9 protein-coding genes are annotated in these 10,972 nt (G+C 44.2%); 4 read left to right on the top strand and 5 right to left on the bottom strand.

Translation table 11 applies throughout. The features are described 5' to 3' along the window. The first annotated feature begins 191 nt into the window (after positions 1-191). Complete coding sequence (locus tag ACZM60_RS09015; protein WP_489521324.1) at positions 192-1,268, top strand: TIGR04133 family radical SAM/SPASM protein; 1,077 nt, start codon at positions 192-194, stop codon at positions 1,266-1,268. Between the two features lie 18 nt (positions 1,269-1,286). Beyond that, entirely contained in the window at positions 1,287-1,754 is a 468-nt protein-coding gene (locus ACZM60_RS09010) for a radical SAM-associated putative lipoprotein (protein ID WP_021971516.1), read from the top strand. Positions 1,755-1,884: 130 nt separating this feature from the next. On the opposite strand, the gene prmA is transcribed toward ACZM60_RS09010, so the two are convergent. Next, positions 1,885-2,727, bottom strand: a complete 843-nt coding sequence (prmA, locus tag ACZM60_RS09005) for a 50S ribosomal protein L11 methyltransferase (protein ID WP_021971517.1) — start codon at positions 2,725-2,727, stop codon at positions 1,885-1,887. Between the two features lie 144 nt (positions 2,728-2,871). Between prmA and ACZM60_RS09000 the strand changes: the two genes are divergently transcribed. Both ACZM60_RS09000 and ACZM60_RS08995 read left to right on the top strand, forming a co-directional pair. Further along, a complete protein-coding gene (locus ACZM60_RS09000) occupies positions 2,872-4,104 on the top strand; it encodes a hypothetical protein (protein WP_021971518.1) in 1,233 nt (410 codons plus the stop codon). A 28-nt stretch (positions 4,105-4,132) separates the two neighbouring features. After that, entirely contained in the window at positions 4,133-5,737 is a 1,605-nt protein-coding gene (locus ACZM60_RS08995) for an OmpP1/FadL family transporter (protein ID WP_489521323.1), read from the top strand. Between the two features lie 74 nt (positions 5,738-5,811). Here the strand turns inward: ACZM60_RS08995 and ACZM60_RS08990 are convergent, their stop codons facing one another. The 4 genes from ACZM60_RS08990 to ACZM60_RS08975 are packed head-to-tail and all read right to left on the bottom strand — an operon-like array spanning position 5,812 to position 10,859. Further along, positions 5,812-6,879: a DUF4421 domain-containing protein gene (locus ACZM60_RS08990; protein WP_489521322.1), complete on the bottom strand. Its 1,068-nt coding sequence runs from the start codon at positions 6,877-6,879 to the stop codon at positions 5,812-5,814. A 36-nt stretch (positions 6,880-6,915) separates the two neighbouring features. Then, positions 6,916-7,905, bottom strand: coding sequence for a Gfo/Idh/MocA family protein (locus ACZM60_RS08985; protein WP_021971521.1), 990 nt, complete (start codon positions 7,903-7,905; stop codon positions 6,916-6,918). Positions 7,906-7,916: 11 nt separating this feature from the next. Further along, positions 7,917-8,735 carry a transporter substrate-binding domain-containing protein gene (locus tag ACZM60_RS08980; RefSeq protein ID WP_021971522.1) on the bottom strand — a complete coding sequence of 273 codons (819 nt, stop codon included), beginning with the start codon at positions 8,733-8,735 and terminating at the stop codon, positions 7,917-7,919. 12 nt (positions 8,736-8,747) lie between these two features. Then, a complete protein-coding gene (locus ACZM60_RS08975; RefSeq protein ID WP_489521321.1) occupies positions 8,748-10,859 on the bottom strand; it encodes a putative porin in 2,112 nt (703 codons plus the stop codon). Positions 10,860-10,972: the final 113 nt, after the last annotated feature.

Genomic DNA, 10,972 nt, shown 5'->3' with positions numbered 1-10,972 from the left:
CGAGATTATCTTCTGAATATCGCTGCCTGAAAAAGTTAACTACACTCTTATCGTTGATAAAGAAAAGAGGGTGAATCGCGTATTACGACACACCCTCGTTTCCCTATAAACAGTATTGCTTGGAGTATATTTTCTGCAGTCTTGCTCTTTTTATTATAAAAAGAACTATTTTTGTGATAAATCCGAAAACTATGAATACAAATCTGTCTCTTCGTCGCAGGCTGGGGTTAGAGATAGCCCGTAAGATGACTAACGCATTGGTCGAACAGCATCCTCTGAAACAATTATTCTGGGAATGTACTTTACGCTGTAACTTGCATTGCCGTCACTGTGGCAGCGATTGCAAGAAAATATCCGGTTATGCCGATATGCCTAAAGAAGATTTTCTCCGGGTTTTGGATAATATAGCTTTACATACCGATCCGCATCATGTTTTTGTCGTGATAACGGGTGGGGAACCTCTTATGCGTGAAGATTTGGAAGAGTGTGGAAAAGCGATTCACGACAAAGGATTTCCGTGGGGAATGGTGACCAATGGACTGGCTATGACTCCCGAACGTCTTACTGCTTTGCTGAAGGCCGGGATGCATACCGCTACAGTCAGTCTGGACGGGTTTGCCGATGAGCATAACTGGATGCGCGGGCATCCTCAAAGTTTTGACAAGGCTGTTCGGGCCATTCGTATGATGGCTGCTCTCCCCGGATTTGTGTTCGATGTAGTAACATGCGTCAATAAACATAATTATGCACGGTTAAGTGAATTGAAAGAGTTTCTCATTGGCATTGGCTTAAAGCAGTGGAGGTTGTTCACGGTATTTCCTGTAGGACGTGCAGCCAGGGATGCCGAACTTCAATTGTCCGGCGAGGAATTTCGTGGAATGCTCGATTTTATCAAGCAAACTCGCAAGGAAGGGCGTATACGCATCAGTTATGGATGTGAGGGATTTTTAGGTAATTATGAAGGCGACGTACGCGATCATTTCTTTTCCTGTCAGGCAGGAGTAACAGTGGGATCAGTCCTTATCGATGGTTCTATATCCGCTTGCCCCAGCATTCGTGCTGATTACCATCAGGGAAACATTTATAAAGATGAGTTTATGGATGTTTGGGAGAATAACTATCAGCCTTATCGCGACCGCACATGGATGAAGAAAGGAGAGTGTGCTACATGCAAGTATTTCCGTTATTGTCGTGGAAATGGTATGCATTTGCGTGATGGACAAGGAGAGTTAATGTTCTGTCATTTGAAAAGAATCGTCAATCCTTAATGTAAAAATCATACAGTTATGAGAAAGAAAGTTAGTTGTTTTAGTACTCGTGTCTGGGCTGGATTTTTAGCCTTGTTAGGCTTTGCTTCATGCAACAGTAATGAGGACCCGGGTGATATTCCGTTGGAATATGGAACACCTACGGTTGGTTTTCAGGTTCAAGGGGTAGTAACCGACGAAGAAGGCAATCCGCTGGAAGATATTCAGGTTATCGTACGCAGAGCGTACAATAATGATTATCGTTCGGGGGATACGATTTACACGGACAGCAAAGGAGCATTTGCTGCAGAGAAGTTTGTTACAACTGGTTCCGTGCCGGACGAGCAGAAAGTCTATTTCAATGACGAAAACAAGGTTTTCAAGTCGGATTCTATTTTACTGAAAGATATGAAGCTTGAAAAAATAGAGGAAGGGTCCGGCTGGAGCCAAGGTACTTATCAGGCTACTACGGAAGTTAAGTTGAAGAAGGCGGAAAAAGAAGAATAAGTCGCTTTTCCTTTGACAAGAAGACGATGAATTATGGCAGAAAATTTGTACAAATTTTCTAATCTTTTGTACAAAAAAAATAAAGACCTCAGCATCTTTTCGGAAAGAGATACTGAGGCCTTTTATATTGTTACATTACAAACTTTACAGCCACCCAGCGGTTCTTTTCCCGGTGATGAACAAAAGTCATTCCCAGACTTTCTGCCTTTTCGCGGATAGCAGGAATGTCTTCTACATAGAAGCCACTCATATAAAGTTCAGATCCCTTGTGCATGCATGCTGCATAGGCAGCCATATCATTCAACAAGATGTTGCGATTGATATTGGCTATGATGATGTCGAACGGCTTGCGTCCCTTCAGCAGCGATGCATCTCCCAGTTCGACTGTAATGTTTGAAATGTGGTTCAGGGCAATATTATCGCGTGAATTGTTTACACACCAGTCGTCTATGTCGATAGCCGTTACCGGGTCTGCTCCTCTCATGCTTGCCAGAATAGCCAGAATGGATGTGCCGCATCCCATGTCGAGTACAGACTTGCCTTTCAGGTCGGCATCCAGCAGTTCTCCCAGAATAGAACTTGTCGTTTCGTGATGTCCGGTTCCGAAAGCCATTTGCGGATTGATTACAATGTCATATTCAGCACGCGGATAATCGTGGTGGAATGTACTGTGTATCACGCAGCGGTTGTCGATGACGATAGGCTGGAAAAAATTCTTTTCCCATTCCTCGTTCCAGTCTTTGTCTTCCGGTTCGGTAATGGTATAAGTGATTTTCGTATCGGGTATAGGGAAGTTTTCCAGTGTTTCTTTCAGGGCATTTTCGTCGAACAAGCTTTGCTGTACATAAGCTTGAACGCCTCCTTCACACTCGACAAAACTTTCGAAACCTATTTCACCTGCCAGTGCCGACAGGACATCGGTAACAATTTCATTGCACGGCTGTGCAGTAAAAGTGACTTCAAAGTATTTCATATATATATGGAGATATTCGTTTGTACACACAAAGGTAGTGAAAATAGGGAAAACCCTATATCGAAATAGGGAATTTCTACTTGTACATAACGATTAACTCCTTACTTTTGTAAGTGAAATAAACCGTATAAATGATATATGTGTATGAAAAGTAGAATATGTGCTTCGTTGCTGATAGCTTGCTTGCCGTGGCTGGCTATGGCGCAGAGTAATGACGACCTTTACTTCGTTCCGAAAAAAGAAAATAAAACGGAGCAGAAGACAGAGGTACAGTCCGTTCCGAAGCAAACCTCAAACAATACGACGGTATATGCAGCTCCCGGGTCGACAGTTGTGGTGAAAGACGTAACTGGAAAGACTCGCGATATTGATGAATACAACCGACGCTATACTTCGCGCGACAATACTTTTTCTATGCAGAATGATACATTGTATATAGAAGAAAAGCCTTATAGTGAGCGTGGGGAATGGGTGAACGGTTTTGAAGGTTCGCAAGACGATTATGAATACGCCATGCGTATCATACGTTTCCGCAGTCCACGTTATGCCATACCTGTAAGCAGTCCGCTTTACTGGGATGTAGTGTATGGCGTATATCCTTCATGGGACTGGAATGTGTATGATGATGGTTTGTATGCTTATATTTTCCCGACAGCTACAAATCCGCTGTGGTGGGACTGGCGCTGGAACTGGGGCGTTGCAGGTCCAAGATGGGGATTCGGCTGGGGATGGTCGTCTCCATGGTATTATAGCAGTTGGTATTCTCCCTATTGGTACGGTGGCTACTGGGGTGGCTATTGGGGAGGATACTGGGGCGGTTACTGGGGACCGGGCTGGCATCATCATCATCCGTACTGGGCAGGCAATTATCGTGTAGGACACACAGACTATCGTCCGTCGAGATATACAGGTTATTCTTCTTCCAGACGGAGTAATGCCGTTTTCGGTAATACCAGCCGGTATACGAATACCTCTTCGCGGAGAAGTTCGTCTTCTAACTCTACCATAGGTCGTGTAGTACGTCCGGGAAGTGGTTTCGACAATACGTCCAGCTCTGTACGTCCGTCGGTAGGTGGAGGTTCCAGCTTCCAGCCTGGCAGCGGTTCTTCTGTCACTCGGCCTTCTCGTGGAAACGGTTCGTATGTACGTCCCAGCAGTACGGTCGACCGTACGGGCTCTACCTACAATCGTCCGAGCAGTACCCGACGCAGTTCCAGCTATAACTCGAACACCCGTTCCAGCAATAGCTATTCTGCTCCTCGTAGTTCGAGCAGTTCTTTCTCTGGAGGAAGTGGCGGCAGCTTTAACCGTGGTTCGTCTGTAGGTGGAGGCTCTTCACGTTCCAGCTCCAGAGGTGGAGGTTCAAGCAGAAGATAAAAATGTAAAATAGAAGATTGTTTGAATTATGAAAAAGAAAATAATGGTTCTGACTGTGGCAGGTGCACTGGCTTCTGCCGCAGCAGCACAAAATCAATATGATGCGCTCCGCTTTTTAGGAAATGATGTAAATGGTACGGCTCGTTTTGTGGGTATGGGGGGTGCAATGAGTGCTTTGGGAGCTGATTTGTCTACCATCAGTACAAACCCTGCCGGTATTGGTCTTTATCGGAGTAACGATGTGGCTTTGAGTTTTGGCTTTAATGCCAATAAGTCGCACAGTGATTTTAGCGGAAGCGTGATGGACGAAAAGCGTAATCGTGCTTCGTTCGATCAAATCGGTTTCGTATGGAGTACGAAGATTGGTAATAAGACCGATTTGAGATTTTTGAACTTTGCATTCAACTATCATAAACTGGTGAATTTTAACCGTCAGTTTGCTTCGAAAGGGGGATTGAACGGCAACTCACTGACGTGGCAGATGGCTGATATGATTAACGGAGCAGGATATCAGAACAAAACAAATTTTGATGCTCTGCTGGATGCGGGTAACCCGTATACGGAAAGTGCGTTTTACGATACTCCTTATTTAGGTGTTATGGGTGCACGTACCGGACTGGTGGATGTTGACTGGAATGATCAGGGAGATATTACTCGTATTTATGGATGGAATGGTATCGACGGAGAATATTACAGCCGCGAAACGGGATCTATCAACGAATACGATTTCAATATTGCCTTTAATGTCCGCGACCGCTTTTATTTTGGTGCGACATTGGGCGTATACGATGTAGATTATCTGCGCTATTCTTCGTATGGTGAGAATATGCAAAGATCGAACGGTGACTATCAGGGCAATTTTACATTGAACAATACGTATAAGACTGAGGGTACAGGACTGGACTTGAAGGTGGGTGCCATTATCCGTCCGTTCGAATATTCTCCGTTCCGTTTTGGTCTGGCTATACATACGCCTGTATGGTATAATATGTCCGACCGTTACACTTCTGTCTTGACAAGCAATTTAGCATTGGGTAATTCTACATCCAACTATACCGAAAATCTGATGGACTATCTGAGCGGTGGACAATATGCATGGGATTACAGGCTGATTACTCCGTGGCGTTTCAACGTCAGTGCCGGTACTGTAGTGGGTGGTATCATGGCTTTGGATGCCGAATATGAATTCGAAAGTTATTCGTCTACCAAGCTACAGGATTATGAAGGTCGGGAACTGAACGGTCAGGCTGCTATAAAGGAAACCTTGAAAGGAGTTCACTCGTTCCGTGTAGGTATGGAAACAAAAGTTTCATCGGCTTTCAGTGTGCGTGCCGGATATCATTTCCGCTCAACACCTATTACGAGTGACGCATTCAAGAATATTCCGGCTACCGATAATACTCGTACCGATGCCGAATATATGAACCTGAAATCGCGTCAGGCAGTCAGTGTCGGACTGGGTTACAGAGGACGCCTGATTTATGCGGACGTAGCTTATAAATACGATTTTTACAAAGGTGATTTCTATGCTTTCGATGGTGGGATAGATCAGGCAGGAAACTTGATGTTAGCGCCTACCAAAGTGAACAATGAGCGTCATCAATTGTTATTTACAGTAGGAGTACATTTCTAAAAAGATAGGATTTAAATTGTGTGTGTTTATCTGCTTCACCGTGGGCAATGTTTATTGCCTGTGGTGAAGTTTTTTTATTGTTTATCTTCTCTGTATTCCTTTTTCTTCCAGAAGTTGAATCCGACATAGATGCGCAGGCTGCCGAATGAATTGGTCATTGAGAAGTCTGATTTACGGTAATCGTAGGTATTCAGTACGAGTGAAGCGCCTACGTAGTATTTGCTGTTGTTCCAGGTAATACCCGCGCGAGTCACCAGATCGAAGTTGATATCATTGATCCATTCCATCCAGTTGTTTTCCATTTCAGCCGGCTGTCCGTTCAGTTTTGCTTTCTTGTAGGCTATGGCAGGCATCAGTGATACATTCAGCAGGCAGTTCTTTGCAAATACCCAGTTGTACCCGTATCCGAAGCTGAGATTGTAGTCGCGATACTCCAGCTTATTGAACTTGAGCGGTGAACGGATTTGTTCAATCATGTCGGCAGGCAGTTTGGTATGGTCGAAGGAGATGCTGTGATGTGAATAAGAAAATCCTGCCATAAATGAGCCGCAGCTGCGCCGCCGGTTGGTGGACTGGCTGTAGGCGGCAGGGTAAGAGAATTTTTTGTTGTTGAAAATCCAGTAAGTATTCAGCCCGACTATCTTGCTTTGGAATCCTTCGAATTTATGTCCTTCATAATCTTCAGGCAGGTTGAATCCGGAATATGAAGTAATATGAAAGTCGCTTCCTGTTTTTCGGTAATATAAGTCCACTCCTATGCGAGAACTGTACAGGTTGAATACATATTCTTTTTTCGATTTACCGTTATGACTTTTACCCAACAGTTCGGGGTAGCTGAAAGATATTCCCAGGAAAATCCATCTCCATCCGAAATAAGCTCCGATTTTAGGTGTAGGAGTCGGTGCGAAAGTAATGTTCTGGCGTTGGTTGTCGATACGTGCTCCCAGCTGATAGCGCTCATGCCAAAAGCTTTGTTCGATCATAAATGCCAGATTATATTTGTTGGGTTCGATATAACTGGAGTCTGTTTCACTGAAAATTTCTCCGAGGCGCTGCATGAATTTGTGCTGTTTTTCGGTCTGAGCATATAGTGTCTGACCGAAAAACAGCGACAGAATCAGGATATATCGTGAAAAATTCATGCGGCTGTCCGAATAAAAACAGTAACTGAAGGCTTTTTAGAGTTTATTTAAAATGCGGTCCATTACCCAGTTGGTAGGAGTGGCACTTACACCGTCGCACGTACATATTGCTTTTCCCTGTAAATGCTCTACTACAGCCTGAATCAGGGGGAGCTGTACGTAAGGTGGATTTTGCGGAAGAATCTCTTCACGTCCACGTTCAGTGTGCAAGGCTATCGGGTCGTAAGTGAAGACAGAGAAGCATATCATTCCTTTGTCGCCAATGATTTCTATGCGGTCTTCCTTGGCAGATTCGTGAGCCACGAAGCACCATGAGCCGGAACCCGGCAGACCGGACGCGAATTTAAAACAGGCACTGATGGTATCTTCTGCCTGATAAAGTCCTCCACGGTTGCTCTTGTATCCTTCGGCTTCGAGTATGCAGCCAAACATTTCCTGCAAGAGATCCAGTTGATGAGGTGCCAGATCATAAAAATATCCACCTCCGGCAATATCCGGCTGAACACGCCACGGTAAGTTGGTACTGTTATAGTCGAGTGCTCGCGGAGGCTGGGCGAAACGTATCTGTACGTTAATGACATTTCCTATTTCTCCTTCTTCTACCAGTTGCCTTACTTTTTGGAAATAAGGCAGATAGCGACGGTAGTAGGCAACAAAGCAAGGTATTCCGGTTTCTTGCGATATGCGGTTGATGCGTGCACAATCCTCATAGCTGGCAGCCATCGGTTTTTCGATGTAGACAGGCTTTCCTGCTTTCATTGCCATAATGGCAAATGTCGCATGCGATGAGGGAGGGGTAGCAATATAAATGGCGTTCACGTCTTCATCGCCTATCAGTTCCTGCGCATCGGTATACCATCGTGGTATATTATGCCGGCGTGCATACGATTTTACTTTTTCTTCATCGCGGCTCATTACTGCAACGACTTTCGATCCTTCTATCATGTTGAAGGCCGGACCGCTTTTCTTTTCAGTCACTTCACCGCAACCGATAAATCCCCAGCGTACATTATCTAATTGTATCATAGCTAACGGTATTAGTTAAAGTATTTATTATATAAATTTTTATATGTCTTGGTTTGTATAAAGCTGTCCATCCATACATTCAGGCTGTCCAGCAGGGCGGGAGAGTGTTTGCTTACTCCCCATGCATAAAACTGGGTAAAGCTGATGTCTGTATTAATGTCCAGATTAGGAAATTCTTTTATGGAAGCTTTGGCTATATTTTCGTCGCATACTGCATAGTCGATATCTCCGCCCGAAACCATTGCCAGCAATTGTTCGGGACCATATAAGTCGACTTCATCAATATAGATTGTATCTGCTATTTCATTGATAAGGTTGTGTATGCGGAGCAGGGCAGGAGAACCTTTGATAACGTGAAGGTGTTTGTTGGCCAGATCGAGCTGGTTGTGTATGTATAGGCTGTCCTTTCCATCTTCTTTTTTCCGTTGTACCAGCACTTGCTTGCTCAGCAGCAAGGTTCGCGTAAAGAACAGCGAATCTTTTAGCTGAGTGGTTACTACAGTTCCCGTAGCCAGAATATCGTATTTACCGCATATGATACCTTGCAGGCGTTTCTCGAAACTCATTTCGGGAGTTATTTCGAGTTTCAGTCCTTTCTCCGATGCAAAAATATTCAACAGCTCGTAGTCGAATCCTTGCAAGGTATCGTCGGTTACGTGATAACTTACCGCATTATATTCGGTTACGGCACGAAGAATGCCCGAACTGGCTATTTCATCATAATCACGTGGTGTAAAAGCCGTTTGTTGCTCTTTTTGCGTATTCAGCAGGATGATGCCTGCTGCAATAGCCAGTGCGATAAAACCATATCGTAACCATTTCTTTTTCATAAGCGTACAGGTTTAATCGAAGAAATTCCATGACAGTCCGAATTTCAGCAAGCGAGGATTCAGCGGGTAGTGAGGAGCCAGGAAATAGCTCTTTTCTCCTTGTCCTTGAATCAGGTTGTACATGGCTATGAAGATACGTGTACGTTTCAGGTGGAGGTTGATATATCCGTTCAACAGCGGGTAACCGCCCAGTTTGTAGCGAGTTTCTTTGTTCTGCAAATAAAATTGTCCGATAGCTGGAGCGTAATCGGGGGCATAATACTGTGTGAAATAACGTACGTCTGCTCCCATTTCTATTTGCAGCACTTTCTTTGCCAAACCAAATTTGATATATAAATTGTGGTAGAGAGTCAGTTCCGGTAATGGAAGAACATCCTGATTGCTCGATTTCTGATAAGTTATCTCATTGTCGAGATGGAAGATACCCAACTTGAAATCTTGTCTCAGAGCCGCACTGAAGACCTGTATGTTGCCAGAGTTCTGTCTTACAGCCACGTCGTTCTTGTAAGTCGTGACTTCTTTATCTGAAGACGTTTCTGTATATTTAACAGAGGTATTATCCAGGTACGTATAGTTCTTGATATTTTCTACTCCGGCTTTAAGCTGGGTTTTCCAGCGGTCTACACTCAGCTTTCCTTCGATTCTGGTACGCATGATTTTAGACAAATCGTTATTATCCCACCAATAATGTTTGGAGTGGAAATGTCTGTAGTAAAAAATCGGATTCAGGTTTTTGATATAAGCATTGGCTTCCAGACGCACCGTATCACTGAACAGACGGAAGTTCAGGTCGCCTTTACCTTGTATCTGAAATTGTCCGGCATCTTCTCCTACAAGAGCGATTTCTCCCATTACGTTGTAGTGTAAGGTCTGTCCCTGTTCTTTAATGAGTTGACCACCTACCGAAATCGTGTTTTCCACATAGTCGGTAGGTATGCGCTGACCAGGAGTGCGGGCAAGGGTATCGGTCATGGTAAAGCGTCTGTATTCGTGACTCATGAATGCCGTAAGTCCCGCCTTCGCCCATTTGTTGAATCCTTCACGCAACGATATACCGAAAGTGTTCTTTACAGCCAGTTGTTCCGTTTTGTCACGCTGTACATCCGTCAGGTAATTGTTCTGGAAATATTGCTGGTTTTGAGTTTCGTCGTATGAAATGTATTGACGGCGGTTAATGTCTACCTTGAGGGTGTGCAGGAAGCTTGTCACAGGTACAAAAACTTCTGTGTTGACTGTATCTTTGGCATCCGGATTCTCACGGTAGAATCCCACGTTATAACGGTGAGTCAGAAAAGCGTGGTAACCGGTGTTGTGGTTCCATACTTGCGACAAGTTAGTAGGAATTTCATCATTGGCATATACCTTTCCGCCTTCCGCCATATCCAGCGGACGGGTAACATATCGGTCGTCTACGATACCTCCGTTCTCGGCAACCTTCAGGTTGTCGTTGATGAAACTGAAATGCATGTTGTATTTATCGCCGAGATAGTAGGCAAAAAGATCTCCGTTGAACAAGGCTGTAGACTGGTTCATGTATTTTCCGCGTCCATACACATAGTCAATATTGAATCCAAATCCCAATCTTTTGTTGGCATTGACGGCAAAATAAGCCTTGAAACGCTCTTCTCCGTCAGAGCTTCCTCCTTGTTTGTAATAGGTAAGATTTGTAAAAGGGGACTTGGTGTTGGTATATACCACGTCTTCCGGTTCGATGACGGTAAAGTCGTAAGGGTCGAGAAAAAAGAATTGTTCGGGGTCTTTCCGTTCGAAAAAGATATGTGAAATACGTGGAGAACCCAGATTACCCAAATAAGTATAATGACCGGTTGGGCCTCCAGTATCATTTGTGTTCTGGAAATCATGCTGCAAGGTATCCACCGGAACTTCAGTCATGTTGCCGAACTGACGGTCTATTTTCCAGCAGGACAATCCGATAGGAATAGTGCTGGCATCAATCACAGAGGTTGTGTCAATCGGGTTTCCGTTACGGTCGTACAGATTGCTGTCTACTCCCGAAGCAGAACTACCAAACTGTCCCGTAAACTGACTTTGCTGATAGGTGTTTTGAGCGGAAATCGTACCGCAAATCAGTAATATTGTTACTATAAAAAATATCTTCCTCATAATGGGGGCAAAGATACAATTTAAAAACGAAAGAAACCGTGTGCAAAGTGCAAAAATACGAGAAGATATCTATTGATACAGAGGCGTGCGGAATATCTTCTTGCTGAAAAAAT

The sequence above is a fragment of the Phocaeicola sp. genome (genome assembly GCF_057861905.1).
The sequence above is the reverse complement of the archived record's forward strand: the minus strand, read 5'-3'. Positions and strand labels throughout refer to the sequence as shown.

What these genes read in the sequence shown, in the direction of transcription:
- ACZM60_RS08990 (WP_489521322.1), bottom strand. Translation starts at nt 6,879, where the DNA reads ATGAATTTTTCACGATATATCCTGATTCTGTCGCTGTTTTTCGGTCAG.
- ACZM60_RS08980 (WP_021971522.1), bottom strand. Translation starts at nt 8,735, where the DNA reads ATGAAAAAGAAATGGTTACGATATGGTTTTATCGCACTGGCTATTGCA.
- ACZM60_RS09000 (WP_021971518.1), top strand. Translation starts at nt 2,872, where the DNA reads ATGAAAAGTAGAATATGTGCTTCGTTGCTGATAGCTTGCTTGCCGTGG.
- prmA (WP_021971517.1), bottom strand. Translation starts at nt 2,727, where the DNA reads ATGAAATACTTTGAAGTCACTTTTACTGCACAGCCGTGCAATGAAATT.
- ACZM60_RS08985 (WP_021971521.1), bottom strand. Translation starts at nt 7,905, where the DNA reads ATGATACAATTAGATAATGTACGCTGGGGATTTATCGGTTGCGGTGAA.
- ACZM60_RS09015 (WP_489521324.1), top strand. Translation starts at nt 192, where the DNA reads ATGAATACAAATCTGTCTCTTCGTCGCAGGCTGGGGTTAGAGATAGCC.
- ACZM60_RS08975 (WP_489521321.1), bottom strand. Translation starts at nt 10,859, where the DNA reads ATGAGGAAGATATTTTTTATAGTAACAATATTACTGATTTGCGGTACG.
- ACZM60_RS08995 (WP_489521323.1), top strand. Translation starts at nt 4,133, where the DNA reads ATGAAAAAGAAAATAATGGTTCTGACTGTGGCAGGTGCACTGGCTTCT.
- ACZM60_RS09010 (WP_021971516.1), top strand. Translation starts at nt 1,287, where the DNA reads ATGAGAAAGAAAGTTAGTTGTTTTAGTACTCGTGTCTGGGCTGGATTT.